Source organism: Candidatus Roizmanbacteria bacterium CG_4_9_14_0_2_um_filter_38_17 (assembly GCA_002788855.1).
Taxonomy (GTDB): Bacteria; Patescibacteriota; Microgenomatia.
In genome coordinates this window covers 1-26879 of sequence record PFSB01000020.1, presented here as the reverse complement: position 1 = coordinate 26879, position 26879 = coordinate 1, and the positions used below count along the sequence as shown (strand labels likewise).

The following is a 26879-nucleotide window of genomic DNA, read 5'->3' as shown; positions in this document are numbered from 1 at the left end:
ATTGTACCTAACAAATTGTTCCTAGGGGGTTGCGATCGTTTCTAGAACTTGTGTCTATTAAATAAGTTTGGGGCGGTGATATAATGGTTAGTGTATGAGATCTGTTTTGGCTGACTTTCCCCTACTAAAGACTCGTATAAGAGGTAAAAGGATCGTTTATTTGGACTCCACTGCAACTTCACTGAAACCCCAAGCTGTTCTTGATGCTATAAATTCATACAACACGGAGTATTCGGCAAATGTATTTCGGGGTCTTTATGATATCTCAGAGCGAGCAACGGCGGAATTTGAAAAGGCACGCGAAAAAATAGCCAAGTTTATTGGAGCAGCTATATCAAGGGAGGTTATCTTTGCGCGCAATGCGTCGGAAGCCTTAAATCTTGTAGCATCTACCTGGGGGAAAGAAAATATTAAGAAGAATGACGTAGTTGTCACAACAATAATGGAACATCATAGTAATTTTGTTCCATGGCAGCAACTTGCAGCAGAAAAAGGGGCAATTTTAAAGGTGGTAGGCTTAGATCTAGATTATAAACTTGATGAAGCAGAGTTATTATCCGCAGTTAAAGAAGCAAAACTTCTAGCGTTAACTCATATTTCTAATGTGTTGGGGACGATAAATCCGATACGGTCACTTATTAAAAAAATAAGAAAGATTAATCCAGACATTGTAATCATTGTTGATGGGGCTCAATCAGTGCCTCATATTTCAGTAAATGTTAGCGCGCTTGATTGTGACTTTTTTGCCTTCTCAGGTCATAAAATGCTGGGTCCAACTGGAATAGGGGTGCTCTGGGGAAAGACTAAGTTATTAGAACAGATGAGACCATATATGTATGGTGGTGAAATGATAGAGCGTGTAACTCTAGATAAGAGTACGTTTCAAGAAATACCCCTAAAGTTTGAAGCTGGTACACCTAATATTTCAGGTGCTATTGGACTTGGTGCGGCTGTAGATTATCTTAAAAGTATTGGAATGGATAATGTCAGGAAATATGAAGAAAATTTAACAGAGCTGGCACTGGATAAACTATCGAAGTTAAAGAATATTACCATGTATGGACCCGGTAACGCGAGTGAAAAATGTGGGGTTGTAGCATTTAATGTATTTGGTAAGAGCAAGAAGCTTATTCATCCGCATGATGTAGCGCAGATTCTTAATGAAGATAATATCTGTGTGCGATCTGGTCATCACTGCGCAATGCCTTTGCACAACGCGCTTAAATTAGCTGCAACAACGCGCGCTTCTTTTTATATTTACAACACCGAGGAAGATATAGATGCATTGGTGCTGGGTTTAAAAAAAGCTATTAAAATATTAGGGTAGTTATTATGGATATATATAGGGAGAATATTTTAGACCATTACCGCAATCCTAGAAATTATGGAAAGCTTTTAAAGCCAGATATTACTCAGATTGGAGACAATCCACTTTGTGGAGATAGCATTAGTATTCAGATACAAGTTTCAAGGGACAAATTAACAGAAATTCGGTTCACTGGCAAGGGTTGTGCTATTTCAATGGCAGCTACCTCCATGCTAACTGAGCATGTGCAAGAAATGAACTTATCTGACTTGCGCAAGCTTTCTAAAGATGATATTCTTGAGCTACTTGGTACAACTTTGAGTCCAACTCGCTTGAAGTGTGCTTTGTTACCAGTAAAAACTTTGCAGATAGCTGTAAATGCTGTAAGCATGAAGAAAGGAGGCTAATATGTCAGATACACAAACTAAACAAGTAGGTGATTTATCCGTTACTGTTGATCGAAGTTTATGTATTGGAGCAGCTAGCTGTGTTGCTGTAGCTCCTTTTGCATTTGAATTAGACGATCAGGCAATAGCGATTATTTTAGATAGTGCGGGTCAAGAGAGTAGCGATACATTGCTGGATGCGGCTCGTTCCTGTCCAGTGGATGCGATTATAATCACAGATAAAAATGGTAAACAGCTACACCCATGATCGATTTCACGTGGAAAATTGGCGGGCCTGCTGGTTTTGGCATAAAGACAACAGGGGATATGTTCTCAAAAGTGATGATGCGAGGGGGGTATCATATTTTTGATTATGTTGAGTATCCTTCTTTAATTCGCGGAGGACATAATGTCACCGAAACGAGAGTCTCTTCTAAAGAAGTATTTTCCCAGAAAAAAAATGTAGATGTATTAGTAGTTCTCAATAAGGAAAGCTACGATTTACACAAGGCTGAGCTATCAGAAATTTCTTATGTAATTTATGATAAGGATCAGTTTGAAATTAAGCCCGAGGAGGTAGTAAAAGGCGTAGAGCTTATTCCTGTGCCTTTGCGTCAAATAACTAAAGATGTAGGAGCGACAAAAGTCATGGAAAATAATGTTGCTCTAGGAGCCTCATTGGGTCTAGTTAACGCAGATCTTAAGCTGTTATTTGAGTTAATTGAGAAACAGTTTGGCAGAAAAGGTGAAGAAGTAGTTGCAGAAAATCATAAAGTAGCTGAAGCGGGATATAAGCATGTACAAAAGCTCACTAGTAAATTAGAGGTGCCATTTAAACTTACAGATAATCAAGAATATATTGAGCGTAGTTTCGTAACGGGGAATGATGCTGTAGCTCTTGGAGCAATAGTGGCAGGTTGCCAGATGTACATAGCTTATCCAATGTCTCCGTCTTCTTCAATCTTACATACTTTAGCAGCTGCAGCTGAAAAAGTGGGAATGGTTGTAAGGCATTCTGAAGATGAAATTGCTGTTATAAACAGTGCTTGTGGAGCTGGATATGCTGGGGCAAGAGTAATGATTGGTACTTCTGGAGGTGGTTTTTCACTGATGGTTGAAGGGTTAGGTTTGGTTGCTTTAACTGAAACACCGCTAGTAATTGTTGATGCGCAGCGACCTGGTCCAGCAACAGGAATGCCTACTTGGACAGGACAAGGAGATCTACGTTTTGTTTTGCATGCACACCAGGACGATTTTCCGCGCATAGTGTTAGCGCCAGGAGATGTTGAAGAGTCATTCGAGTTAGGTTGGAAAGCCTTTAATTATGCGGAGAAATACCAATTACCCGTGTTTATTTTACTAGATAAGTACCTTTCAGAGAGTCATAAATCTACAGAGGCTGTTAAAGCAGAAGGAGTAACAATTGATAGAGGAAAAATAGTAGATAACTGGGATTCTAAAAGAGAACAGTATTTAAGATATAAGAGAACTGACGATGGAATAGCGCCACGCTCTGTTCCGGGGACGCCAAATGCTTTGTTTACAGCTAATTCATATGAGCACGACGAATATGGTTATTCAAGCGAGGATCCACAGATGAGAATAGATCAGGTAGGTCGGCGCAATAGAAAATTGGAAGAATTTGTTAAATTAGAATTACCGGAGCCGGAGGTTTACGGTCCCGCCGAGTCGGAATTAACGCTTGTTGGCTGGGGTTCTACTAAAGGACCAGTGTTACAAGCTATGCAAACAGATCATCTCAATTTTAATTATCTACATCTTAATTATCTCTGGCCATTTCCCTCAGCTAAAGTGAAAGATGTGCTTAGTAAAGCAAAAAATATACTTTTGATTGAAGGGAATAGTGCGGCTGAACTAGGAGGGCTAATTCGCCAAGAGACAGGTATTAAGATCGAGGATAGATATTTAAAGTATGACGGGAGACCATTTTATCCGGAAGATATTCTAGAAAGGATCAAAAAATAACATGAATCCAAATGATTACAATACCCAGCGACGACCAACTTGGTGTCCTGGTTGTGGAGATTTTGGTATCTGGGCAGGCGTAAAAGGGGCGCTGGCTAAACAAGGGTTATCTCCTCATGAGTTTGTAGTGGTTTATGGGGTGGGTTGTTCGGGTAACATGACTGATTTTATTAAATCATATGGATTTCATAGCTTACATGGTCGAGCAGTACCCAATGCAGAAGGGATAAAGCTCGCTAATCATGAATTACCTGTGATTGTGGTGGGGGGAGATGGGGATTTATTAGGAGAAGGATCGGGACATCTAGCACACGCGGCACGAGGCAATCATGATCTTACAGTTATTATTCATGATAATAGGGTGTATGGTTTAACTACAGGCCAAGCAGCTCCTACCGCGAGCAAGGGCTATAAATCAAAATCCACGCCCAAGGGAATAATTGAGGTGGGTATGAACCCATTGACCCTAGCAATGTCACAAGGAGCAACTTACGTTGCCCGTGGTTTTGCTGGTGATATTCCTCATTTGACCCAGCTAATTGATGCTGGAATGACACATAAAGGTTTTAGCGTGATAGATGTATTGCAACCCTGTGTAACTTTTAATAAAATTAATACCTATCAGTATTATCGAGAGAGGGTATATAAACTAGAGGATAAGGATCACGATTCCAAAGATCGTTATGCTGCTTATAAGCTGGCTGAATTGGCAGAAGATGAAGGAATACCAATTGGTTTGTTTTATCAGAATACGGATAGACCTGCATATCATGAGCAAGTAGCGAGCTTAAAAAATGGTCCATTAGTGAAACAAGAGGTTAAAATACCAGGTAATTTTGATGAATTATTGAATTACTTCAAGTAAGTTATTGTAATCTAGCACTCTCTATGATAAACTGCCAAACATTATGCCAATAATTTTGTCATCTAACGATAAAAAAGAAGACCGAAAACTCTATCCTGTTGTAACCATTAGAGATGGGGTTATTTTTCCTTCGTCTGAGTCAATTCTTACATTTGGACGATCTCGAACTTTAGGCGCAGTTGATACTGCTATGAAGACAGATAAGCAGATGATAGTGCTAATGCAAAAAGACTCCCGTGTCAATGAACCCCAAGCTGAAGATTTGCATAGTATTGGAACTTTGGTTAAGATTGAGAGAATATTGAAGAATGATAATGATGTAAATGCCTTGGTGCGCGGTATTAAAAGAGTCAGGGTTCAGTCATATAAGCAAATGGATCCATATATAGCTGTAACTGCCGTGGAGGTTGTAGATAAAGAAATTAGTATGACTGAGGATACTGAGGCGCTAGTGAAACATCTATCTGGTGATTTGAAGAGGGCAGTAAACTTGGGTAAGAATATTGATTTTCTCTCTTTTATGAACATTATGTCAGGCTTAAATCCAGGTGAATTATCCTACCAAGTGGCTTCAATATTAAATATTAAACGCGTGGATAAGCAACAACTACTTGAGGAGACAAATGTTAATAAAAGACTCCAAAAAATTGCAGAGCTTTTATCTCATGAATTAAAGGTGTTGGAGATAGAAAAAAATATTGCTTCGAAAACTCAAGCAAAGTTTGATAAATCTGTTAAAGAAGCCGTTCTTAGGGAACGCATGAAGACGATTGAGAAAGAGTTAGGCGATGATACGACTGGCAAGGAATTTAAAGAACTGGAAGATAGTATTAAGAAAGCACATATGCCCAAGGATGTTCATAAAAAAACAATGAAAGAGCTAGGTAAACTTTCACAGATGTCCAATTATAATCCTGAAGCCTCATATCTACGTACCTATATTGAAACACTCATAGAACTTCCATGGCAGCAAGAAAAATCTAGCAAGGTTAGTATTAAGTATGCAGAAAAAGTTTTGGATAAGGACCATTTTGGTCTCAAAAAAGCCAAAGAAAGAATCCTAGAGTATCTTGCAGTCATAAAGTTGAAGGAACTGCGACTGAAGAAAAAAGATAAATCATATGGTCACCCAACGATCTTATGTTTTGTTGGTCCACCTGGTGTGGGTAAGACTTCGATTGGTCGTTCAGTTGCCCGCTCATTAAAACGCGAATTTGTAAAAATGTCATTAGGTGGAATCCGCGATGAAGCAGAGATTCGTGGACACCGTAGGACCTATGTTGGGGCACTTCCAGGGAGAATTATACAAGGCATGAAGAATGCGGGTTCGACTAATCCTGTATTTATGCTTGATGAAATAGATAAAGTTGGAGCAGATTTTCGTGGTGATCCATCGTCTGCATTGTTAGAAGCATTGGATCCTGAACAGAATCATGAGTTTGTGGATCACTATCTAGAGGTGCCTTATGATCTTTCAGATGTCTTTTTTATTACAACCTGTAATAATCTGGATACTATTCCACCAGCGTTGCGCGATAGGCTTGAAATAATTGCATTTTCTGGTTATACAGAGGATGAGAAATACAAAATTGCAGACAACTACCTAATGGAAAAACAGCTTAAAGTACATGCGCTAACAAATAAAGACGTAGCTTTATCTAAAGAGGCTGTAAAAAAGATAATTGAAAGATATACAAGAGAAGCTGGAGTTCGCAATCTTGAGCGACAGATTGCAACAGTTTATCGCAAGATTGCACGTATGAAAGCTGAGGGTAAAAGCGGTAAGATTAAAATTGCCGCTAAACAACTTAATGACTACTTAGGTCCCTATAGATTTAAGCCATTACTAGCTGAGATAAAAGATGAAGTAGGTATGTCTACGGGATTATTCTGGACAGAAGCAGGTGGGGGAATATTGTTTGTTGAGGTAGCTTTGATGCCTGGAAAGGGAACCTTAAAACTTACTGGTCAGCTGGGTGATGTGATGAAGGAATCTGCTGAAGCAGCACTAAGTTATGTGCGTAGCCGTTACAAAGAACTTGGCTTAGATGAGAACTTCTATCATAGCCTTGATATTCATATCCATGTTCCTGAAGGTGCTGTAAAGAAAGATGGGCCATCGGCTGGAATCGCTATAACAACAGCGTTGTCATCAGCTCTTATAAAAATTCCAGTCCAGAAGGATGTAGGGATGACGGGCGAGATAACTCTCCGTGGTAGAGTGCTGGAGATTGGTGGAATAAAAGAAAAGGTAATAGCTGCTCACTCAGCAGGTATACGCAAGATAATTTTACCAACTGATAATGAAAAAGATCTAGTTGATATTCCTAAATATGTTAAGGATGATCTTGAGTTTGTATTTGTTGACCACATGGATGAAGTTTTAAAGCACGCTCTTTGTTTACCAAAGCCAGCAAAAGCCAATGCTAAAATTCCTCTATTTGCCCAGCTACCCAATTGAGGCTTATTTAAATCTTTCTTGTTATAATTACTATTAAAGTTGCTGCCATCGTCTAGTGGCCTAGGACGCCGCCTTCTCAAGGCGGAGACCGCGGGTTCAAATCCCGCTGGCAGCACAAAATAGTTTTGTTTTTATAGTATAATGAGTTTGGGTTTGACAAGAGCTTAGGCTATAGAGTAAACTCCATTTGATACATCCCAATCGGGATGATTTTTTTAGACTTATTTTAGAACATATGGTAGCTAATAAAAAAATAAAGGAAGAATTTATCTTGGTAACACAAGAAGGACTTGATGAGCTTAACACAGAGCTTAAGTTACTTCGTGAAGATAAGAGGCCCGATGCTGTAGTAAGGCTTCAGTCAGCTCGTGATATGGGAGATCTAAGTGAGAATAGTGAGTATTCAAGCGCAAAGCTCGATCTAGAGTTTATTGATGAGAGGATTACTAGTATAGAAACTAAGCTTAAAAAAGCAAAAGTGGTCGTTAAGTCAACTACAGCAAAAACTGTGGGTATAGGTTCAAAGGTTACAGTAGTAGTTTCTGGCAAAAAGGTTACTTATGAGATTGTTGGAGAGGGAGAAGCTGATCCTAAAGAGAAAAAAGTATCTCATAATTCACCGATAGGTGAGGCATTAAAAGGAAGAAAAGAAGGAGACACGATTAAAGTCAAAGCTCCAGTGGGTATTGTTGAATATGCAATTAAAGAGATTAAATGAACTTGATAACTAAAAAAGCATCTAAGACAAACTCCGCGTAGGGGTGTCTTTTGGTGGAAAAAGGCATCCCGGTTAATACCGGGATTTTTTATTGGTTTATAATACACATATGTTTTGGGTAGATAAATTAGCACAGGAGCTAAAGACGCGTAAATTAAAACTGGAGTGGGTTGATGACATGAAAACACCCTCGGGTCGTATTCACGTGGGTAGTTTGCGTGGAGTTATTATTAATGACCTAATTTACCGTGGGTTGATTGAAGCTGGAGTTAAGGCAAAATTTACATATGTTTTTGAAGATCAGGATCCTTTGGACAAGTTACCTCATTATCTAGATGAAAAAATCTGGGGAGAACATTTAGGAAAACCACTATTTCAGATTCCTTCACCAGAGGCAGGATTTGCTAGTTACGGTGAGTTTTTTGCTAAAGAATTTGAAGAGGTGTTTAACAATATAGGATCTTATCCAGAGATTATCTGGGGTAGAACTCTTTATTTGTCTGGAAAGATGAATAATGTAGTAAGAGAATGCTTGGATAAGGCTGACATAATTCGAGGTATATATAAAGAAATGTATGACAAGGATTTTAGCTCAAACTGGTATCCATTTAATCCGGTTTGTAGTAAGTGTGGCAAAATGGTCACAGCTGTTGTAACAGACTGGGATGGAGAACAGATCACCTTTGAATGTAGGAAAGAAGGTAGCTATACACCTGGTTGTGGAAATGTAGAGACTAAGTCTCCTTTTTCAGATGAAGGTCATTTTGCAGGTAAGTTGCCATGGAAAGTAGAATGGCCAGCTAAATGGAAGATTATAGGAGTAACTATAGAAGGAGCAGGAAAAGACCATATGGTGAGTGGGGGGTCACATGATTTTGCAAAACTAATGTGTGAGAGAGTACTAGATTATCCTGTTCCATACTCATTTATTTATGAATTCTTTTTACTTAAAGGAAAAAAGATGTCTTCGTCAAAAGGTCGCGGTTCTTCAGCTAAAGAAGTGTCTATAATTATTCCACCATCATTGTTGCGGATGTTGATGGTTCGCACAAAAATAAAGCGCCCAATAGACTTTGATCCAACAGGTATGACGATTCCTGATCTTTTTGATGAGTATGACCGCTGCGCTAAAGCATATTATGAAGATGGAGACGAAAACTTATCTAGAATATTTGAGCTATCTCATGTCGAGAAACTTACGAGTGAGATGCCATACTATCCTCGCTTTAGAGATGTAGCAACATATGTGCAGATACCAAACCTAGACTTAGTTGCTCGCTTTACTGAGCTTAAAGGTAGTAAGTTGACTACGCTTGAACAAGATATCTTAAATCAGCGTGTAAAATATGCCAAACTTTGGTTGAAAGATTATGCTCCAGAAGATTTTGTATTTGTATATCAAGAAAAAATGTCAGAATCAGCTCTTAACTTAAGCAATGGCCAAAAAGAGTTTCTTTCACAAGTAATTGAGAAACTAGATAAGAATTTAACTGGTGACGAAATTCAGACATTATTATATGAAATAGCCAAAGCGGGAAAAGAATCTGTAGCAAATGCTTTTGCAGCAGTGTATGTTTCACTTCTAGGGAAAGTATCCGGCCCAAGAGCGGGTTATTTAGTTGTGGATATTGGTGTTGATAAAGTTAAACAGAGATTTGCTCAGATTACGCAAGCGAGTAAAAAATGACACAATTACTTATTGCTACTAAGAATCCGGCTAAAGTGATTGAGTTTCAGAATTTACTTCAAGATCTGGATCTAGAATTAGTTACGCTTGCCGACTTAGGAATCAAGACAGACGTGAATGAAACAGAGGATAGTTTCCAAGACAACTCTAAGCTTAAAGCGGTAACATATTCTCAATTAACAAATTATCCCGTTATTGCGGATGATGGCGGAATGGAAATTTATAAATTAAACAATGAACCCGGTGTAAAATCTCGTCGCTGGATTGATGGAATACATGAATTTAGTGACGATGAGATTATAGGATATATATTGGGTAGAATGTATAATTTTAAGGGAGAGGATAGAAATGCAAGGCTTCGGGCGGTGGTAACTTTTGCACTTCCCGATGGACAAATCTGGCAAGAGGAGGCAATTGTGGAAGGATATATTGCAGAATATTCCGGAGGAACAAAGCGTGAAGGTTTTCCGTTCCGCTCAGTTTTTAAAATAAAAGATATAGATAAGTACTATCAGGATGAAGAGTTAACACCTGAAGAACAGAAGAGTTTCAATCATAGATTGAAAGCAGTTAATAATCTTAAGAAGGTTATTATTGATGAATTATGTTAGATATTAAATACATCCGCCAAAATCCAGATAAAGTTAAGCAAGGTACTTTAGAGAAAGGTTACAAAGCAGATGTTATAGATAAGTTGCTTAAAATCGATGGACAACGTCTTAAGTTGTTATTAGAGGTTGAAGAACTGCGTGCGAAGCAGAATGTCATTACTAATGATCTTAAAACATCAAAGTCTAAAGACTTTTTAGATAAAGAGCTTATTGAAAAAGCGAGTGTATTAAAACGGGAACTTAAACTTTTTGAACCGGAGCTGGATAATGTAGAAAAGGAATTTAATAAGCTAATGCTTGATATTCCCAATCCTCCTGCTGCCGATGTACCTAAAGGCAAAGGGGAATCAGAGAATGTTGAGCTCAAGGTTGTAGGAGATAAACAAAATTTTAAATTTAAATCTAAAGACCATCTTGAGCTAGCCGAAAAGCTGGATATCATAGACTTTGAGCGAGGAGCAAAAGTTGCTGGGAGCGGTTTTTATTATCTTAAGGGTGACGGATTGTTACTTGAGTTGGCTTTGGTTAGATATGGTATTGAATTCTTGAGTAAAAAGGGATTTACGCCTATGTTTACTCCTGATCTTGCAAGATCGCGTTACTATCTGGGAACTGGTTTCCAGCCAAGAGGGCCCGAAGCACAAATTTATACTATTGATGAAACAGACCTGGGTTTGATAGCAACGGCGGAGGTAACGCTGGCTGGATATCATGCTGATGAGACACTTCCAGCTGCAAAACTTCCCCTCAAATATGCGGGTTATTCACATTGTTATCGTAAAGAAGCGGGTTCATATGGTCAATATTCAAAGGGGTTGTATAGGGTACATCAATTCACAAAAGTGGAAATGTTTATATACTGCACAGCTCCCGAGTCGGTAAAAATCCATGAGGAATTACTGCAGCTGGAAGAGGAATTTTGGCAGAGTTTGGAGATTTCTTATCGTGTTTTAGAGATGTGTGCGGGGGATTTAGGAGCCCAAGCAGTTAAAAAATATGATCTTGAGGCCTGGATGCCAGGAAGAGGTGATTGGGGTGAGATAACTTCAACATCAAATACAACAGATTTTCAAGCAAGAAGACTTGGCATTAAATACAGAGATAATGATAAAACACAATATGTTCATACATTAAACGGTACGCTTGTTGCAACATCGCGTGGAATTATTGCAATCTTAGAAAATAATCAGCAAGAAGATGGATCTGTCTTGATACCTAAAGTGTTACAGCAATATATGGGAAAGGAAGTAATAAAATAACCATGCTTTTTGACTTCTTAGGTAAATTTTTTGATTCAAATGAAAGTGAGATAAAAAAGCTTCAACCTCTCATTGATCAAATTAATGAGCTATCTAATAAAACTAAAAAGCTTAAGGATGAGGATTTTCCCAAGCAAACCCAGAAATTAAAAAAAAGACTAGCTAAAGGTGAATCATTGGATGATCTTCTTGTGGAAGCCTTTGCACTTGTTAGAGAAGCTTCTTACCGGGTGATTGGAGAAAGGCACTTTGATGTGCAGCTTATTTCAGGAATAGTTCTACATCAAGGAAAAGTAGCTGAACAGAAGACTGGTGAGGGAAAGACCTTGTCTGCCACAGCACCGCTGTATCTAAATGCTTTATTTGGCAAAGGAGTGCATTTGGTGACAGTTAATGATTATCTAGCCCGTCGTGATGCTGGTTGGATGGGTAACATTTTCCATTTTCTTGGACTTTCCACTACAGCTATTATATCTGGTCAGCAGTTTATATTTGATCCAGAACATGAAGACAAAGAAGCCCAGGACTGGAGGTTAAGAAATTTGCGACCAATTACTCGTATGGAAGCCTATAAGGCAGATGTAACTTATGGTATTAATTCTGAATTTGGTTTTGATTATCTACGAGATAATATGGCAAGGAAAGCCGATGATATAGTCCAGAAGCAGTATAATTATGCAATTATTGATGAAGTAGATTCGGTATTAATTGACGAGGCACGAACACCACATATTATCTCTGCGCCTGACTCTGAACCAACACAAAAATATTACCAATATGCAGATTTAGCGAAAAAGCTATCAGAAAATCAGGACTATGAGATAGATGAAAAATCTAATACTGCAAATTTAACCGAGCATGGAGTAACAAAGGTAGAAAAATGGCTGGGTGTAGATAATTTGTTTGAAAAAGATTATGAAACACTTCATCACATCGAGGCTTCACTTAAAGCATCAGCTTTGTATAAGAGAGATACTCACTATATTGTTCGGGAGGGGCAGGTTATCATTGTGGATGAGTTTACAGGTCGGTTACTTGAAGGGCGGAGATTCTCTGAAGGAATTCACCAGGCAATTGAGGCAAAAGAGGGAGTGCAGATTCAAAGAGAATCTAAGACGTTAGCTACAGTATCATTGCAAAACTATTTTAGGATGTATGACAAACTTGCGGGTATGACGGGAACTGCAGCTACTGAGGCTGAAGAGTTTCATAAAATATACGATCTGGATGTTGTAATAATTCCAACCAATCAGCCTATTATTAGAGATGATCAAACAGACTTAGTGTATAAGACGGTTCGAGCTAAATATGCAGCCGTTGCAAAAGATATTGAAGAGAGACACGCAAAAGGACAACCAGTGCTGGTTGGTACTACTTCTATTGAACACAATGAGACCATATCTAAGCTGCTAAAACACAAAAAAGTCCCACATACATTGCTTAATGCTAAAAATCATGCACAAGAAGCACAGATAATTTCTGATGCGGGTAAGGTCGGAGCTGTTACTGTTGCAACGAATATGGCTGGTCGAGGAGTTGACATAGTTTTAGGAGGAATGAAGCCAGATAAGTATGAATATCAAAAATTTATTGGTGATGAAAGCTATAGGGATAACCCAGAGTATAATAAGAGAACCAGGCAAGCTCAAGAGGCTCATGATGAGGTGCTTAAACTAGGAGGTCTACATGTTATTGGAACAGAGCGTCACGAGTCGCGTCGAATAGATAACCAACTCAGAGGTCGGTCGGGTCGTCAAGGAGATCCTGGATCAACAATCTTCTTTGTATCTTTACAAGATCAGATCATGCGAATATTTGGTGGAGACCAGGTAGCTGGCTTAATGACGCGCTTTAAGTTGCCAGAAGATCAGCCACTTCAACATGGACTTGTTTCTCGAGCAATTGAACAATCACAAACTAAAGTGGAGGGTTTTAATTTTGATATTCGTAAACGTTTAGTTGAATACGATGATGTTTTAAATAGACAACGAGAGATAATTTATGGTCGCCGCCTTAAGATACTAAACGGCGAGGTCGATACTAATGAGCAAGTTTATAACATTCTTATTAACGAAGTAACAGAGATTGCTACTCAAGCTGTTTCTGAAGATGAAAAAGGGCAAGACAAATTGCCAAGTGAGATAGTTAAAGAATTTAGCACAATTTTACCAATAGACGATGCATCTAGTCAGAAGCTGGCTAATGATGTTGAGGGATTGTCTGATGAAGGTATTGCCAGGCTCCTACTTAGCCATGTTGACAGAGTGTATAAGGAACGAAAAGAACGAATTGGTGAGGAAATTATGAAGGAGGTAGAGCAGTGGGTAACGCTTAGCGTAATTGATTCCCTCTGGATGAATCATATAGATTCATTGACTGAACTACGCGAAGGTATAGGTCTTAGAGGGTATGCTCAAAAAGATCCTTTGGTGGAATATAAGAACGAAGCCTTTCGCATGTTTGAGCAACTATTAGCGAGCGTGGACTTTGATATTGCTCGACGTATTTTACGTGTCGATGTAAAAGTGAATCCAACGGCTGACACAGCAATTACTAAAGCGGCTGAGCAAGCACAATATTCGCACGAGCAGCTAGGGCAATTTTCTCAACCAAAGCAATCTCCAAAGGGGACTCTTGAGAAGCCTTCCGAACAACCTAAGAAGGAACCAGTTGCAAAACAGAAAGCACCAGGTAGAAATGACCCCTGCCCCTGCGGTTCGGGAAAAAAGTACAAAAAATGCCACTATCCTGAATATGGTTAAAAAAGTTATTACAGTAACTTCTTAGTTTGGGGAGATTGGCGTGAATGGTGGTATGTCAATATGATTTTCGATATGTTTTACTCTCTGCATGGTTTCGGCAAGATCTTGATCGAGTCTTTTGTCCATGGTGTCGAATCTTTTAACAAGTCTATTTTCCATTTTTTTCAAGTCATCCTTAGTAGCAGCTTTTTCACTCAGCTCTTTCAAGTCATCCTTAGTAGCAGCTTTTTCACTCAGCTCTTTCAAGTCATCCTTAGTAGCACTATTTGAAACTTTTTTACTAAGTTCTTTGAGATCTTCTTGTATTGAGCCCAATTTTTCATTGAGTAATTTACTTACATTGTCTATTGTCATATGAAAAGTATAGCATAATTTTATGATAAACTCTCTTAAAGAGAGCGGTTAATAATATGGAGATAATTGAGGTTAAAAACAAGGAAGAAGGAGCTAAAATAGCTTTTGAATTGCTTAAAAAAATAGTTAATAAAGAAACAGTTATGTTTCTCTCTGGAGGTAGTTCACCTAAAGATCTATATAAACTAATCTCGAATGATAAATCTCATTCAGTTAGTCCACTAGCTTTTTGTACGGTTGATGAGCGGTGGGGCTCCCCAGGTCATAAAGATAGCAACGAGCTGATGATAGAGCAAACCGGTCTATATAAGTACGCAGCAGGTGCCTGTGGTGCTGCGGGAATTGAGGTTCATAAAATACTTGGTGGAATATTAAACCGCAATGAAACTGCAAATCGATATAATGTTGTTTTAGAAGGCGTGTTAGCTCGCGCAGAAAGTAGTGTGACAATTATGGGAATTGGCGTTGATGGGCATACGGCTGGAATTGCCCCAGGGATTAAGTTAGGCGCAAAGAGCCTAGTTGAAGACTATAGCCATGTGGCTTCAGATTGGCAATATCCAGAAAGAATTACTCTTACACCCAAGGCTTTGGAGATAATAGAAAAGCACATAATACTAGCATATGGGGAGGAAAAATTATTGGCGCTTAGAGCGTTGATAAAAGGAAACAACGAGAATTACTCTAGATTAGAAGGAGCAGTATACCTTATTACAGATCAAAAACTTATCTAAAGATTCTAAAAAAACTTAACTCAAGCCTCCAAGTAAAACACGTATTTTCTCTGTAGCTTCAGTTGGTGTAACTCTGTATTTTAGGAACACATCATCTGCTCCTGCATCAAATGCTTCTTTTACGTTTTCTTGTTGACCATAATTAGTTAACATGATGACCTTCATACTTTTAATACTTTCTGTTTCTCTTATCTTTTTTAAGATATCCAAACCAGATATATTTGGAAGCACGATGTCTAAGATAGCTAAATCATATTTTTCCGATGTTAATTTTGTAATTCCATCTTGACCATCAGCTGATACTATCACTTCGTTACTATCCACTTCGAGTGCAGTTTTGTATAACTGTGATAAGCTTGTGTCGTCTTCAACTAGTAATATTTTTGCCATTGTTTCCTCCTTTCATATCTTGTGGTCCCCGTAGAGGGAGCCAGAACTTAAATGTGCTTCCCCTCCCAGGTCCTTTGGAACTAGCCTCTATTTTTCCGAGGTGTGACTCTATTATACCTTTTGCTATAACTAAGCCAAGTCCAGTTCCTTTAACCTTGCCTGTTTTTCCTTTTCCGAACTGTTTAAACTTTGAGAAAAGACCTTTAACCTCTTCTTCATTTAATCCAGCGCCTGTATCTATAATTTCAATAATAACCCCTTTGTCTGCTTCTGGATGTACAAAGATAGTTATTGTTCCTTTGTCTGTATACTTTATAGCATTTGAAATGAGATTGTTCAACACCTGTTCAATTCTGATAACATCAAATTTAATTTCTGGCGTGGCAGGGTCGTATTGGGCTGTCATTGAAATACCTTTTTGAGTTGCTTGTGCGCTAAATTTGCCAACGACTTTATCAACGGTATCTTGTATTTTACCTAGCGTGGGTTCAATCTGAAACTTACCAGCTTCTATCTTAGCAACATCGAGAATTTCTCCTACAAGTTTGAGCATATGTTCTGAGTCTTCTTTCATAGTTAGTAAAAGCTTCTTCTTCACTTCTTCGGTAAGCTTGCTCTCGTTGACGATCATATCTGTTGTTCCTCTAATTGTTGTTAGAGGTGCACGGAGTTCATGTACAACTTTTGCAGTAAATTCATCACGCATCTGGATTAATTCTTTTTCAGCAGTTACATCGCGTAACAAAATTGCGGTACCGGTTAATTCGTTACGACTATCTTTTACAGGTGTAATGAGTAAATGATACGCGCGGTTGTGAATAATAATATCTTCTTGTTCGGTTACGTGTTCATTACGTATTGCCTCGTCAAGTTTTGTGCGAAGATCTACTATGCCTTGGAGGCTATTAGTAATATCTTTAATAGTTGGCTCAGCAAGGTTTGTCAATTGTAGGATTTTTACGGCAGATGGGTTGAAAACAATTATACGTAGGCTACGGTCAAGCATAATAACGCCATCTTCCATTGATGCAACCATTGCATTTAGTTTCCGTCTTTCTTCTTCTAAAATAAGTTTTAGTTTTTCATAATGTCTTGCTGCCTCTTGGGTGATTATATATAGAATTTTAGCTCTCTCAAGGTTGTAAATATTTAAACTGGGTGAGGCAATTGTTATTATTCCTAATATTTTATCTTCAATTACAAGTGGAAGATTAAAATATGAACCAACCTGGTTGTCAGCTGCATTGTCTAGTATTGTTCCTGAGATGGCTTCTTCAATGTATGCAGTGCTAATGTCCGTATTGAGCATTATTGAGAGAGCAGACAACATTTTGAGCTGTGTATCTTTGATAAAGTTATGATTTACGGATTTGGCAACATAGCTGTGAAAAATTATATGATTGTTTTCTTTGATCATATATGAAGCTGTACTATACTCAAGAATTTCTTTGAGTGATTCAGTAATTACTTCAATAATTTTAGATACATCGAGTGAATAACCAATTCTTTCAGAGAGTTCTTTTAAGACTTCTGCATGGTAGGCTTTTTGCTTTAGTTGGAGTTCTCGGTTTTGTTGAGATTGATCCCGATTGCTGATGTCTTCATATAGGTCTTTTATATGTGAGTTTTTAGCGTGGTGCTCGTAAAACAATGTATACGATAGATAAAGTAATAGGGCGGTAAGTAAACATATGGTGGTAAAAAAGGCAGCAACAAGCATATCTATTATTTTCTACAATACTGGTTTTTGTATATCTGGATACTTGGTTAATAATGTGAGCAGCGTGTTTCTTGTGGTGTGGGGAGAGATTTCAATATATAGTTTGTTTATGTCATTTAATATTTGTTGTGGGTCAGAAAGGATTTTAAGAACGTTGCCATTTTCATCAACCCGCAGGTTCTTAATTTGCCTGGCAATGTCTAGCCCAATGGATGGACCAAGAATTATCATTTGCTCCTGAACGAGCTTAGTTAGTAGATGTTGATAGGTTTCCTGGTTAATTGTCATTTTTTACCTAAAAATTCTCGTGTTTTTTCGACCAACATGGAGGGTGTAACTTCATATTTCAATAGTATTGCTGTTGCTCCAGCAGCCTTAATGGCGTCTGTGTCTACATCTCCTGCATAGTTGGTAAGTATTACAACGGGGCTATTAAAGTCCTTATTTTCTGTGAGCATTTTGAGTATAGCTAGTCCATTTGTGTCTGGAAGTCTAAAATCTAAAAAAACAAGATCTGGTTTATTGTTAATAGCTTGGGAATAGCCATCCATGCCTTGTTCTGCTTCGAGAACTTCGTGACCGTCAGTCTTCAGCATTGTTGCGTACATCTGTCTCATTGCGTATTCATCTTCAATGAGCAATACTTTAGCCATGCTTTCAATTTACCAGATTCCCAATTCATTGTCTACTAATCACACTCCAGGAGTGATATAGGTTCACACCTCTGGAATGTAAGCGTTATCTTCAAGTATTATATGTTTAATTTTCTCTATGTTTCTTTGATAAGATAGCCTGTCTAATGTAAATTTACTGAGATCTTCTGGAGAGCTATAAAATGACATTAGGTGTTTTTTGGTGATGAATCTACGATTGAAGATGTTCAGGTAGTCTCCAAATGAGCACCAAGGGTGATTCATAAGTTGATTGAAGTCTTTTAATATATATGATGTTAGTGGATTAAGATGTATATATCTTCCTACGTGTATAAATTGCTCCTCTGTCTCAATAAGTGTTCCTTTAAAAGGCGATTGATATAGTGAACCTACGCGTTTATTTTTTGTGTTCAGGTATCTTGCGTAACTATTTTGTATCCGACTAGTGAAATTACTAATCCCATTATCGACATTCTGCTTAACTAATAGATGATAGTGATTTGGCATAAGGCAAAATGCATATAAATCTACACGAGTATTACTTGCGCTATAGAGAGAATTTAAAGCTTTCTTTTTCAACTCGTCTTCGAGTCTTAGATAATATGAAAATCTAGAGTTGATATTCAAAAAGTGGTAATACTCTATAGTATTAATAAACAATTGATATTCTTTTTTTGTACGAAAAATTGGTTGACTTGCTACGCTTCTGTTGAAAACGTGATAGACCTGACCTGTAACGAAAGGTGTTTTGCGCAAAGGCATAAGTTTACTATAGATGTTGCATCCTTAGGTGTCAACCCATATCACTCCAGGAGTGTGAGGGATTGCTAGCTATAAGATCTGTTAAAATGAGGTGTATGGATGAGTTAAAGGAACGCATAGAATCATTAAAAGCTAAGCTTGATGTAAAGGGAAAGCAGGAGTTGATTAAAGATCTGGAAAAACAGTCAGAAGGTGCGGGATTCTGGCAAGATCATGAGACCTCGGGTAAGAAAATGAAGAAATTGTCTCAATTGCAGCGAGTTATTGAAAGGCTTGAATGGCTGGATGCATTAATGGAAGAAGGGGAGGAAAAAGAACTTGTTAAAGAATTGGAAAAGTTTGAAGAAGAAACTTACCTTTCTAGTCCTTATGCAGATTCAAATGCTATTATCTCTATTCATTCAGGACAGGGAGGAACTGAAGCAATGGACTGGGCTCAAATGCTGTATAGGATGTATATTAGATACATTGAGAGTAAAGGTTGGTCTTGGCAGGAAGTAGAAAAACAGTCGGGAGAGGAAGCGGGAATAAAAAGCGTAGTATTAGTAGTCGAAGGTGAATATGTATTCGGCCATTTGCAGGCCGAACGTGGAGTGCACCGATTAGTTAGGCAATCTCCGTTTAACTCTGATGGCCTTAGGCAGACATCTTTTGCTCTTGTGGAGGTACTACCCGTTATTGAAGACGATGGAGAAATTATCATAACCGATGATGAGATTGAGTGGGTATTTTATCGTTCTTCGGGTGCTGGTGGACAGAATGTAAATAAAGTTTCAACGGCAGTACGCCTTACACATAAACCAACGGGAATAGTTATTACTAGCCAGACTCAACGAAGCCAGCATCAAAATCGTGAAACTGCATTGAATATACTTAAGTCCAAGCTATGGGAAAAACAGCAACAAGAGCTCGTAGCAAAAGAAGCACAGCTTAGAGGTGGGTACATTAAACCAGGATGGGGAAATCAGATCAGATCGTACGTACTTCATCCGTATCAGATGGTAAAAGATACACGCACAAACGAAGAAACATCACAGGTAGGTAAAGTACTGGATGGGGATATCGAACAATTTATCCAAGCATACTTGAAAAAGGTGCAGGATATATAGTATGCTGTAAGTTGTATTATGGATAATAAAAAAACAGTTGGTATTTCTAGATATGCACCAGTACTCTTTGTGGTGACAATGATTGCCCTGGGTATTTTTTCTGGCCTATTTTTAGGTAAACAATCTAATCCTGCTACAAGTAATAAAGGAAAAACAAAAGTTATTCAGTCGGATAAAATGGTAGGTTCAACAGATAAGGAAGCCTTTTCAGATAGCGCTACTGGGGTTTTGCGTGAAGGCGGGGCAGATGGAGAAGGAACACATCACTTGGAGCGTGAAGGAGGTCCAAGTCAAAATGTTTATTTAACCTCATCTGTGCTAGATATGAGTCAGTTTGTTGACCAAGAGGTCACTATTTGGGGCGAGACTTTTAGTGCAGAGAAAGCTGGATGGTTGATGGACGTAGGGTTGCTAGAGCTCAAAGAATGAAATTTCTAACCAGTTACCTAGAGAGTAGTTCACGTATTTGGGGTGTTGTGGTTTTTAGTTTGTCAGTTGTTATCGGTTTGTTTACAGGATACTATCCAGTTTATCGTCAACAGTCATTAGTTGGTAAGCTTATTGAGACAGATAAAGAATATAGAGAAGAGTCAATGGGTCAATTAAATTATCAAATTAGACATTTTTCTGTTACAACAAATGATCAAGTTTCACAAAGTAACTAAAAAGTTTGGTACGGGGAAAACTGCTCTCTCTAATATCGATTTTGAAGTGGAGCCAAAGGAATTTGTATTTATTGTAGGTCCATCTGGCGCTGGAAAAACCACTTTATTGCGCTTATTAACCAAAGAATCTGTACCCACCTCAGGTGAAATTTACGTTGGCAATGTTAAGCTAAGTGCGCTTCCTTATTCAAAAATTCATGAATTACGTCGTAGTATTGGTTTTATTTTCCAGGATTTTAGATTGCTTCTGGATCGTACTGCATCTGAAAATGTAGGAATGCCGTTGGAAGTAGCTGGAGTAGCAGTGGAGGAAATTAAGAAGAAAGTTGAGAAAGCTTTAAAAATGGTAGGTCTAATAGACAAGCAACACCATTTTCCTGTTCAGTTTTCTGCAGGTGAACTACAGCGTCTATCGTTAGCTCGTGCAGTAATAGGAGATCCAGCTATAATAATTGCAGATGAACCAACTGGTAATCTAGACCCAAAAACATCTTGGGAGATTATTGATTTGTTACAGAAAATTAATGAGAAGGGTCATACTGTAATTGTGGCAACGCACGATCAAGACGTGGTTAATAATCTGAAAAAGAGAGTTATAACTATTAAAGATGGGGAAATAGTTAAAGACGTTAGAGAGGGTAAATATACATTATGAGACATATTAAAGCAGTTTTTAGTCATATACAGAGAACACCTTACCAAGCTTTAGCTGGAGTTATGATAGTTTCTATTACATTTTTTGTGGCTACGTTATTTTTGTTTCTCGGAGTGTTATCTTCCTCAATGCTGTCGTATTTTGAAAGACAACCTCAGATAACGGTATATTTTGAAGATACAAAGACTAAAACAGAAATAGACTCCTTAGTTAAAGAGCTAAAAACACTTGATTCCGTGTCTTTCGTTAAGTATGTATCGAAGGATGAGGCTTTACAAATTTATCAGGAAGATCATAAAGATGATCCACTACTTCTGGAGATGGTAACGGCAGACATACTCCCGGCTTCCCTTGAGATCCAAGCTGTAGATGTTAGTAATCTGGAGACAATTGCAAAACATGTGCAGGACGTAGCTGGGGTTCAAGAGGTTATTTACCATAAGGATATTGTAGATCGCTTAGTATCTTGGACTAGGTCGGTGCGGGCTCTGGGAGGAATATTGTTAGTTGTTCTTACAATAGAAACGCTCTTAGTAATTTTAACAATTATTGGGGTGAGAATTGTAAATAAGCGCAGTGAGATTTCAATAATGCAGCTTATTGGTGCATCGCGCTGGTATGTAAGAATGCCATTTGTTTTAGAAGGTGCTTTTTATGGATTTATGGGAGCGCTTTTAGGTTTTGTGGCTAGCTTGGGTCTTATTTTGTATCAGGCACAGTTTTTTTCAGGTCTCTTAATTGGGATTAGTAATTTGCAGTCTAATTTATTGCCAGGAATACAGGTGTGGCCAATAACTGGACCATTTGTGCTTGTTATTTTTGCTATAGCTTCAATTTCTGGTGTATTATTAGGAACTCTGGGTAGTCTGATTGCAGTTTCTAGGTACCTAGAGTAAATTCTATGAAGGTGCCGAGATTTTTATTATTGACTCTCTTGATTGGGATAATTTTCCTAGTGAGCCCCTATTCGATTCTTGCCCAGGTCAATGAGGAGAGTAAAGCACAAGAAATTCTTGAATTGGAACGCAAGTTGTCTGAAACGAAGTCAAAGAAAAATACGCTTTCTTCACAGGTTGAATATTTAACTAATCAAATACGTCTCACTACTCTTAATATTACCAATACCGAAACTAAAATTGATACACTTGAGGAATCAATTGAAGATTTAGGTGATAAGATAGTGAGGTTGGATAGTTCGCTTGACTCTATATCTAGATTATTATTAGAGCGAATAGTTGCTTCATATAAGTTTTCTGCGCAGGCGCAGAGTGCAGTTGATTCTCCTTTTTATCTATTGTTGTCAAGCAATGGATTCGACGAGCTTTTTCGCAAATCTCGTCAGCTATCAATAATTGAAGAGTACGATACGAATCTTTTATTGGCGGTAGAGAGTTCCAAATCTGGATTTGAAAAGCAGAAAGAGCTTAGAGAACTTAAGCAAGAGCAATTAGCTCAACTACAGGACAAATATAATAGCCAAAAGCAGGTTTTAGGCTCTCAGACTGCAGCTAAGAACCAGCTTCTGGAAGTTACGAAAAATGATGAAAAAAGATACCAAGAACTACTTGCTTCAGCAAGAGCCGAGCTAGAAGCTATTCGAGCGATTATAGTTGGAGGCGGAAGCGAGGAAGAAGCTGGAGAGGTTAACGAAGGAGACAGGATAGCTTCGGTAATTTCTGGAGCTTCTTGTAATTCAAGCGGAGGTCATCTGCATTTTATTGTCGCCAGCGGTGGTAATACGTCAAACCCATTTAATTATCTAAAAGGAGGGATTGAGAATGAGAACTGCTCAGGGTCGAGCTGTGGTAGTTCTGATGGAGATGGATTTAGTCCCTCAGGAGACTGGAACTGGCCGATTGACCCAAAGATTATTTTTTCTCAAGGATACGGTTCTACATGGGCTGTTAAAAACACTTGGGTAGGGCAGATATATTCAGCTCATAATGGGATAGATGTTAAAAGTGGCTCTTCTTCAACAGTCAAAGCAGTTAAAGCCGGAACACTTTATCGTGGGTCTTATTCAGGCTCAGGTGGCTGCAGACTAAAGTATGTAAAGCTTGATCATAAAGATTCAGACCTAGAGACCTTTTATCTGCATGTGAATTATTAAATAGCGAAACAAGGCAAGACCTTGCATGAAATGAAAGGTCTTGCCTTAAGCGAGCAAAAAGTGTTGAAGACTCGGAAACTATTATTAAGTTTGTTTGTTTATTTAGTCTTGTCTGTAAGTCCTCTTTTTGCCGCAGAATCTAGTGTAGTAATTAATGAGTTTTACGCAGGAGGAAGTGGCAGTAGTGACCCAGATTGGGTAGAGATTTATTTTACAGAAGAAGAGGATCTTAGTAACTATTATCTTTCGGAAGAGGGTGGAAAAACAAAACAACTTAGTGAAGCTGAATGCGAAGAAGGATATTGTGTAGTTACATGGTCAAGGTGGCTAAATGCTGATAGAGATGTTATTAAATTATGGGTAGTTATTCCGAGTGAAGCAGTAGTTGATGAAATCAGTTACGGTGATGATGGTAATATTGCTTCTCCAGGTGAAAATCAGACAGCAGGGAGAATTGCTGATGGGACTGGAGAGTGGGTGTTTTTTGAGGGAGGGAGTAAAGGTAAAACTAACAATGAAGCATCTGCGTATGAAACCCCTACTCCCACTCCTTCAAATACTCCAACCCCCACGAAAACTCCTACACCAACTAAGACTCCTACACCAACTAAGACTCCTACTCCAACTAAAACCCCTACTCCCCAGCCGGACGCAACTGCTACACCAACTACTACACCTATTGCAGACACAACGGTTATACCTACAAAAAGCTCCAAAATTAAGCGAGCGATAAATTTGTTTATTCCTACTGCCTCACCAGAGGCTCAAATTGAGGGCGTTTTAGGTGAGGCAACGAGTAGCGCTGAGGGTCTTGACCTTGATCTAGGAGGCGTGTTCATGTCCTTGGGTGGATTATTTGTAACTGGCGCAGGTTTGTATGTTGCTCAACTTAAGGCGAGGCCTTTCATTACATGAAGGGCCTCTCCTTGTTTCGCCCAAGCAGGAAAAAAATAAGTGATATGATTAAACCAATGTGGAAGTTCATTAATTGGCTATTGGTGATTGGTTGGATGGGAGTTATATATTGGTTTTCAGATCAGTCACAATTAATATCACCAACTAATCCTTTAATAGCCCAAACCATTGCAATCTCAGGACACATAATCTTTTTTGGTATTTTGTATTTTCTTTTTACTCGAGCAGTAAAAGCTAATTTTAAATCCAAGTATCTGCTACAAATAGGTTTATTATTTGTGTTTCTTTATGGAGTAAGTGATGAATATCATCAATCTTTTGTACCAGGTCGTGATGTAAGTATATTGGATGTTGGGCTTGATGTGATAGGAGGCTGGTTGGCATCTGTGTTAAAACTTGACACAAACTTTCAGATGCGAGAGAATTATAAATAATATGGTGGAAGAGAAGGAAAAACTAAAGGAGGCGGTGGAAGAAGTAAAAGCGGAAGAGGATGTAGTGGCTGAAGATGAAACATCAAGTGACGAAACGGTCACGTCGGAAGTTTCTGCGATAGGAGATGGAGGGGGAGTTTATCAGATTGATGTAGATACTGGTTCAAATACCAACTGGAGTAAGATTGTTGTTATTATTTTATCCATAATAATTTTACTGGCTGCAGCCGGTGGAGGATGGTATTTTTTCATGAAAGATGATCAGTTTAGCCCAAAGATGGAAGAAAAAGCTCCAGTAGAAGAGAAGATGGAAGAAGCAAGTAAGGAAGCAAGCAAAACGGAAGAAGCAAGTAACGAGGCTGTGGTTGAAGAGGAACTTGATTTAACGGACTATGATGTTCAGATCTTAAATGGTTCTGGAACTGTCGGTGAGGCAGCCGTAGTGGAGGGGTTATTGAAAGACGCTGGGTTTGAGGGAATGGACACTGGTAATGCAGATACATATGACTACACAGATACAAAAGTACAGCTAAAGAAAGCTACACCTAGTGGAGTATATTCTGCTATTGAAGACGCATTATCTGGTGATTATGATGTCTCAAAGGGAGACAAGTTAGATGATGATGCTGATTACGATGTGGTTGTAGTTGTTGGTCAGCGCTCTTAAAATCCTAAACATAACTACTCAAATATCTTTATCTCTCTTTTGTGTTTCTCTCGGTGTTCGATTGTGACCCAGATTATTTTGATATCTCTGTTTTTTGCTAATCTACCTAGAGTTTGCTCAACTTTTTCTACCCATTCTATAGCGATCACATTTCCTATTTTCAGCATATCGTGTAGCCCTAGTTGGTCTAGTTCAGTTTCTTCTGAAGTACGCCAGGTATCTATATGATAAAGCTTATTAGTGTTTTGTATTGTATAGTCTTTAACTAGAAGATAAGTAGGCGAGGTAATAACTTGGCTTATTCCTAATCCTTTGGCTACTCCCTTGGTGAACTGGGTTTTACCTGCTCCCAAGTCTCCCTGAAGAGCTATAATGATGCATTTTTTGTCTAGAGTGGAATTGTGTTTTTGAATTAATTCTTGCCCAAGGACCTGGGTTTGAATATCTGATTTTGTAATAAACACATTTTCTGGTCTAGCTATCTTAATTTGTCCTTGTCTTAGTGTGGGTAAATTGTTTAAAGTTGTATCGACAACTGTAGATGGTGGATTATTGGCAAGTTTTCCTTTGTCTAGAATTAGATCTATAAGGTTTGATTGTTTTGTTGATATATTATTCAATATGTCCTGTATTTCGTAAGGAGTTTTTTTACCTGAGGAATTGGCCGAAGTGGCTGTGATAGGTTTGCCAAACTGCTTGATTAGCTCAAGGGTAAAAGGATAATCTGGAATACGTATTCCTATTGTGTGGTTTTCTGCCTCTAGCTGACTAACGGTTTTGCCTAAAGATGAAGATATAACTGTAATGGGTCCGGGTAAGAGATTTTTGTAGATGTTTTCTGCGGTTTCGTTAGTGGTAACGTATTCTTTAGCCATGTTGCCATCTACAACAGCAATGCTGATGGCTTTGCCTTCAGGACGCCTCTTATACTTTAACAACTTAGCTATGGCTTTAGGATTGGTAGCGTCAACTCCAACCCCATAACAAGTTTCAGTGGGGTAAATAATTAGTCCTCCCGCTCGCAAAACTGTTATTGCCTCCTGTATTGATTGCTTTGTGTTGGCCTTGTTTACTTTAATGATTTTCATCTATTGAATTTTACAACGACCCAAAAAATACAAGGACAAACCTTGTAGAAAGACCTTGTAGAAAAAAGTACTGTTGACAAGGTTTACATAGATTCGTTAATCTGTGCTTGTCTTAATTAAGATGGGCAAATTTAGAAAATAATGTTTGAGAATTTAATATGACTATACAGTTAAAGAAGTTTGGGACAGTTCTAGTATCACGTCCAGCTGGAAAGGAAGCTTGGCTTGCATACCAGCCAGTATTAAGAGAAATAGCTAATGATGAAGATATTCTAGTAGATTTTGACAAAGTTTTTGTCTTAACACCATCATGGGCAGACGAGTTTATAACTCCTCTCATGAAGAATTTTGGTGGTAAAGTTAAACTTAAAAAAACTTCCAATCCATCTGTAAAGGCTGTTCTTAAGATTATTAATCAGTAGCCTTCTAAAAATAGAAGGTGGATTGAACTTGGTCCTCGACGTTTCTACAAGGACAAACCTTGTAGCTGCTGACACAAGTTCTAGAAACGATCGCAACCCCCTAGGAACAATTTGTTAGGTACAATTCACTTCCTGAGAAAAAAGACAGGAGGTGAATATG

Annotated in this window: 28 protein-coding genes, 1 tRNA gene and 1 pseudogene; 23 read left to right on the top strand and 7 right to left on the bottom strand. The window is 38.4% G+C overall.

All coding sequences use genetic code 11. The features are described from left to right. The first annotated feature begins 94 nt into the window (after positions 1 to 94). From CO050_04670 to CO050_04615, 12 genes are all read left to right on the top strand, one after another. Entirely contained in the window at positions 95 to 1327 is a 1233-nt protein-coding gene (locus tag CO050_04670; GenBank protein PJC30994.1) for a cysteine desulfurase CsdA, read from the top strand. 5 nt (positions 1328 to 1332) lie between these two features. After that, positions 1333 to 1713 (top strand): Fe-S cluster protein, encoded by a 381-nt coding sequence (locus CO050_04665; GenBank protein PJC30993.1) that lies wholly within the window; start codon positions 1333 to 1335, stop codon positions 1711 to 1713. Position 1714: 1 nt separating this feature from the next. Beyond that, on the top strand, positions 1715 to 1960 hold the full coding sequence (locus CO050_04660; protein PJC30992.1) for a ferredoxin: 246 nt from the start codon (positions 1715 to 1717) through the stop codon (positions 1958 to 1960). Beyond that, on the top strand, positions 1957 to 3678 hold the full coding sequence (locus tag CO050_04655; GenBank protein PJC30991.1) for a 2-oxoacid:acceptor oxidoreductase subunit alpha: 1722 nt from the start codon (positions 1957 to 1959) through the stop codon (positions 3676 to 3678). The genes CO050_04660 and CO050_04655 overlap by 4 nt, the downstream gene beginning before the upstream one ends. 1 nt (position 3679) lies before the next feature. Further along, positions 3680 to 4543 (top strand): 2-oxoacid ferredoxin oxidoreductase, encoded by an 864-nt coding sequence (locus tag CO050_04650; GenBank protein PJC30990.1) that lies wholly within the window; start codon positions 3680 to 3682, stop codon positions 4541 to 4543. A gap of 43 nt (positions 4544 to 4586) precedes the next feature. Then, positions 4587 to 7004 (top strand): endopeptidase La, encoded by a 2418-nt coding sequence (gene lon, locus CO050_04645; GenBank protein PJC30989.1) that lies wholly within the window; start codon positions 4587 to 4589, stop codon positions 7002 to 7004. Positions 7005 to 7045: 41 nt separating this feature from the next. Beyond that, positions 7046 to 7122 (top strand) — tRNA-Glu (locus tag CO050_04640). Between the two features lie 117 nt (positions 7123 to 7239). Then, a complete protein-coding gene (locus CO050_04635; protein PJC30988.1) occupies positions 7240 to 7722 on the top strand; it encodes a transcription elongation factor GreA in 483 nt (160 codons plus the stop codon). Between the two features lie 109 nt (positions 7723 to 7831). Beyond that, a complete protein-coding gene (gene lysS, locus CO050_04630; GenBank protein PJC30987.1) occupies positions 7832 to 9409 on the top strand; it encodes a lysine--tRNA ligase in 1578 nt (525 codons plus the stop codon). After that, entirely contained in the window at positions 9406 to 10020 is a 615-nt protein-coding gene (locus CO050_04625; protein PJC30986.1) for a hypothetical protein, read from the top strand. The genes lysS and CO050_04625 overlap by 4 nt, the downstream gene beginning before the upstream one ends. Continuing rightward, positions 10014 to 11279 carry a serine--tRNA ligase gene (locus tag CO050_04620; protein PJC30985.1) on the top strand — a complete coding sequence of 422 codons (1266 nt, stop codon included), beginning with the start codon at positions 10014 to 10016 and terminating at the stop codon, positions 11277 to 11279. The genes CO050_04625 and CO050_04620 overlap by 7 nt, the downstream gene beginning before the upstream one ends. A gap of 2 nt (positions 11280 to 11281) precedes the next feature. Then, positions 11282 to 14041, top strand: coding sequence for a preprotein translocase subunit SecA (locus CO050_04615; protein ID PJC30984.1), 2760 nt, complete (start codon positions 11282 to 11284; stop codon positions 14039 to 14041). 21 nt (positions 14042 to 14062) lie between these two features. On the opposite strand, the gene CO050_04610 is transcribed toward CO050_04615, so the two are convergent. Next, the gene (locus CO050_04610; protein ID PJC30983.1) at positions 14063 to 14395 is read right to left on the bottom strand and encodes a hypothetical protein; all 333 of its coding nucleotides are present in this window, start codon (positions 14393 to 14395) and stop codon (positions 14063 to 14065) included. A gap of 56 nt (positions 14396 to 14451) precedes the next feature. Here CO050_04610 and CO050_04605 point away from each other — a divergent pair, with 56 nt between their 5' ends. Next, entirely contained in the window at positions 14452 to 15129 is a 678-nt protein-coding gene (locus CO050_04605; GenBank protein PJC30982.1) for a hypothetical protein, read from the top strand. 15 nt (positions 15130 to 15144) lie between these two features. Here CO050_04605 and CO050_04600 read toward each other — a convergent pair whose 3' ends face one another. The 5 genes from CO050_04600 to CO050_04580 form a co-directional block, all read right to left on the bottom strand. Beyond that, complete coding sequence (locus CO050_04600) at positions 15145 to 15519, bottom strand: hypothetical protein (GenBank protein ID PJC30981.1); 375 nt, start codon at positions 15517 to 15519, stop codon at positions 15145 to 15147. After that, the gene (locus CO050_04595) at positions 15497 to 17239 is read right to left on the bottom strand and encodes a hypothetical protein (GenBank protein PJC30980.1); all 1743 of its coding nucleotides are present in this window, start codon (positions 17237 to 17239) and stop codon (positions 15497 to 15499) included. The genes CO050_04600 and CO050_04595 overlap by 23 nt, the downstream gene beginning before the upstream one ends. A gap of 12 nt (positions 17240 to 17251) precedes the next feature. Next, positions 17252 to 17527: a hypothetical protein gene (locus CO050_04590; GenBank protein ID PJC30979.1), complete on the bottom strand. Its 276-nt coding sequence runs from the start codon at positions 17525 to 17527 to the stop codon at positions 17252 to 17254. Next, the gene (locus CO050_04585) at positions 17524 to 17892 is read right to left on the bottom strand and encodes a response regulator (GenBank protein ID PJC30978.1); all 369 of its coding nucleotides are present in this window, start codon (positions 17890 to 17892) and stop codon (positions 17524 to 17526) included. The genes CO050_04590 and CO050_04585 overlap by 4 nt, the downstream gene beginning before the upstream one ends. A gap of 63 nt (positions 17893 to 17955) precedes the next feature. After that, positions 17956 to 18654: a hypothetical protein gene (locus CO050_04580; GenBank protein PJC30977.1), complete on the bottom strand. Its 699-nt coding sequence runs from the start codon at positions 18652 to 18654 to the stop codon at positions 17956 to 17958. A 95-nt stretch (positions 18655 to 18749) separates the two neighbouring features. Here CO050_04580 and CO050_04575 point away from each other — a divergent pair, with 95 nt between their 5' ends. The 9 genes and pseudogenes from CO050_04575 to CO050_04535 all read left to right on the top strand — a co-directional run bounded on the left by CO050_04575 (position 18750) and on the right by CO050_04535 (position 25209). Then, the gene (locus CO050_04575) at positions 18750 to 19763 is read left to right on the top strand and encodes a peptide chain release factor 2 (GenBank protein ID PJC30976.1); all 1014 of its coding nucleotides are present in this window, start codon (positions 18750 to 18752) and stop codon (positions 19761 to 19763) included. Positions 19764 to 19781: 18 nt separating this feature from the next. Beyond that, positions 19782 to 20192, top strand: coding sequence for a hypothetical protein (locus tag CO050_04570; protein PJC30975.1), 411 nt, complete (start codon positions 19782 to 19784; stop codon positions 20190 to 20192). Continuing rightward, the gene (locus tag CO050_04565; protein ID PJC30974.1) at positions 20189 to 20428 is read left to right on the top strand and encodes a hypothetical protein; all 240 of its coding nucleotides are present in this window, start codon (positions 20189 to 20191) and stop codon (positions 20426 to 20428) included. The genes CO050_04570 and CO050_04565 overlap by 4 nt, the downstream gene beginning before the upstream one ends. Further along, positions 20403 to 21083 carry a cell division ATP-binding protein FtsE gene (gene ftsE / locus CO050_04560; GenBank protein ID PJC30973.1) on the top strand — a complete coding sequence of 227 codons (681 nt, stop codon included), beginning with the start codon at positions 20403 to 20405 and terminating at the stop codon, positions 21081 to 21083. The genes CO050_04565 and ftsE overlap by 26 nt, the downstream gene beginning before the upstream one ends. Continuing rightward, positions 21080 to 21979, top strand: coding sequence for a hypothetical protein (locus CO050_04555; protein ID PJC30972.1), 900 nt, complete (start codon positions 21080 to 21082; stop codon positions 21977 to 21979). Before ftsE ends, CO050_04555 begins: the two co-directional genes overlap by 4 nt. Positions 21980 to 22038: 59 nt before the next feature. Further along, positions 22039 to 23193: a hypothetical protein gene (locus CO050_04550; GenBank protein PJC30971.1), complete on the top strand. Its 1155-nt coding sequence runs from the start codon at positions 22039 to 22041 to the stop codon at positions 23191 to 23193. 540 nt (positions 23194 to 23733) lie between these two features. Next, positions 23734 to 23871: pseudogene (locus CO050_04545) on the top strand (adhesin). 233 nt (positions 23872 to 24104) lie between these two features. After that, on the top strand, positions 24105 to 24542 hold the full coding sequence (locus CO050_04540; protein ID PJC30970.1) for a hypothetical protein: 438 nt from the start codon (positions 24105 to 24107) through the stop codon (positions 24540 to 24542). A 1-nt stretch (position 24543) separates the two neighbouring features. After that, complete coding sequence (locus CO050_04535; protein ID PJC30969.1) at positions 24544 to 25209, top strand: hypothetical protein; 666 nt, start codon at positions 24544 to 24546, stop codon at positions 25207 to 25209. A gap of 14 nt (positions 25210 to 25223) precedes the next feature. Here CO050_04535 and CO050_04530 read toward each other — a convergent pair whose 3' ends face one another. Beyond that, on the bottom strand, positions 25224 to 26297 hold the full coding sequence (locus CO050_04530) for a hypothetical protein (protein PJC30968.1): 1074 nt from the start codon (positions 26295 to 26297) through the stop codon (positions 25224 to 25226). Between the two features lie 158 nt (positions 26298 to 26455). On the opposite strand from CO050_04530, the gene CO050_04525 reads away from it, so the two are divergent. After that, a complete protein-coding gene (locus tag CO050_04525; protein ID PJC30967.1) occupies positions 26456 to 26719 on the top strand; it encodes a DUF4325 domain-containing protein in 264 nt (87 codons plus the stop codon). The last annotated feature ends 160 nt before the right edge of the window (positions 26720 to 26879 follow it).

Coding starts and splice junctions, on each gene's coding strand:
- CO050_04565 (PJC30974.1), top strand. CDS start 20,189: ATGAAATTTCTAACCAGTTACCTAGAGAGTAGTTCACGTATTTGGGGT.
- CO050_04615 (PJC30984.1), top strand. CDS start 11,282: ATGCTTTTTGACTTCTTAGGTAAATTTTTTGATTCAAATGAAAGTGAG.
- CO050_04600 (PJC30981.1), bottom strand. CDS start 15,519: ATGGCAAAAATATTACTAGTTGAAGACGACACAAGCTTATCACAGTTA.
- CO050_04570 (PJC30975.1), top strand. CDS start 19,782: ATGGATAATAAAAAAACAGTTGGTATTTCTAGATATGCACCAGTACTC.
- CO050_04620 (PJC30985.1), top strand. CDS start 10,014: ATGTTAGATATTAAATACATCCGCCAAAATCCAGATAAAGTTAAGCAA.
- CO050_04575 (PJC30976.1), top strand. CDS start 18,750: ATGGATGAGTTAAAGGAACGCATAGAATCATTAAAAGCTAAGCTTGAT.
- CO050_04530 (PJC30968.1), bottom strand. CDS start 26,297: ATGAAAATCATTAAAGTAAACAAGGCCAACACAAAGCAATCAATACAG.
- CO050_04555 (PJC30972.1), top strand. CDS start 21,080: ATGAGACATATTAAAGCAGTTTTTAGTCATATACAGAGAACACCTTAC.
- CO050_04670 (PJC30994.1), top strand. CDS start 95: ATGAGATCTGTTTTGGCTGACTTTCCCCTACTAAAGACTCGTATAAGA.
- CO050_04665 (PJC30993.1), top strand. CDS start 1,333: ATGGATATATATAGGGAGAATATTTTAGACCATTACCGCAATCCTAGA.
- CO050_04580 (PJC30977.1), bottom strand. CDS start 18,654: ATGCCTTTGCGCAAAACACCTTTCGTTACAGGTCAGGTCTATCACGTT.
- lon (PJC30989.1), top strand. CDS start 4,587: ATGCCAATAATTTTGTCATCTAACGATAAAAAAGAAGACCGAAAACTC.
- CO050_04595 (PJC30980.1), bottom strand. CDS start 17,239: ATGCTTGTTGCTGCCTTTTTTACCACCATATGTTTACTTACCGCCCTA.
- CO050_04650 (PJC30990.1), top strand. CDS start 3,680: ATGAATCCAAATGATTACAATACCCAGCGACGACCAACTTGGTGTCCT.
- CO050_04635 (PJC30988.1), top strand. CDS start 7,240: ATGGTAGCTAATAAAAAAATAAAGGAAGAATTTATCTTGGTAACACAA.
- CO050_04540 (PJC30970.1), top strand. CDS start 24,105: ATGAAGGGCCTCTCCTTGTTTCGCCCAAGCAGGAAAAAAATAAGTGAT.
- CO050_04610 (PJC30983.1), bottom strand. CDS start 14,395: ATGACAATAGACAATGTAAGTAAATTACTCAATGAAAAATTGGGCTCA.
- CO050_04585 (PJC30978.1), bottom strand. CDS start 17,892: ATGGCTAAAGTATTGCTCATTGAAGATGAATACGCAATGAGACAGATG.
- CO050_04605 (PJC30982.1), top strand. CDS start 14,452: ATGGAGATAATTGAGGTTAAAAACAAGGAAGAAGGAGCTAAAATAGCT.
- CO050_04590 (PJC30979.1), bottom strand. CDS start 17,527: ATGACAATTAACCAGGAAACCTATCAACATCTACTAACTAAGCTCGTT.
- ftsE (PJC30973.1), top strand. CDS start 20,403: ATGATCAAGTTTCACAAAGTAACTAAAAAGTTTGGTACGGGGAAAACT.
- CO050_04525 (PJC30967.1), top strand. CDS start 26,456: ATGACTATACAGTTAAAGAAGTTTGGGACAGTTCTAGTATCACGTCCA.
- CO050_04535 (PJC30969.1), top strand. CDS start 24,544: ATGGTGGAAGAGAAGGAAAAACTAAAGGAGGCGGTGGAAGAAGTAAAA.
- CO050_04655 (PJC30991.1), top strand. CDS start 1,957: ATGATCGATTTCACGTGGAAAATTGGCGGGCCTGCTGGTTTTGGCATA.
- CO050_04660 (PJC30992.1), top strand. CDS start 1,715: ATGTCAGATACACAAACTAAACAAGTAGGTGATTTATCCGTTACTGTT.
- CO050_04625 (PJC30986.1), top strand. CDS start 9,406: ATGACACAATTACTTATTGCTACTAAGAATCCGGCTAAAGTGATTGAG.
- lysS (PJC30987.1), top strand. CDS start 7,832: ATGTTTTGGGTAGATAAATTAGCACAGGAGCTAAAGACGCGTAAATTA.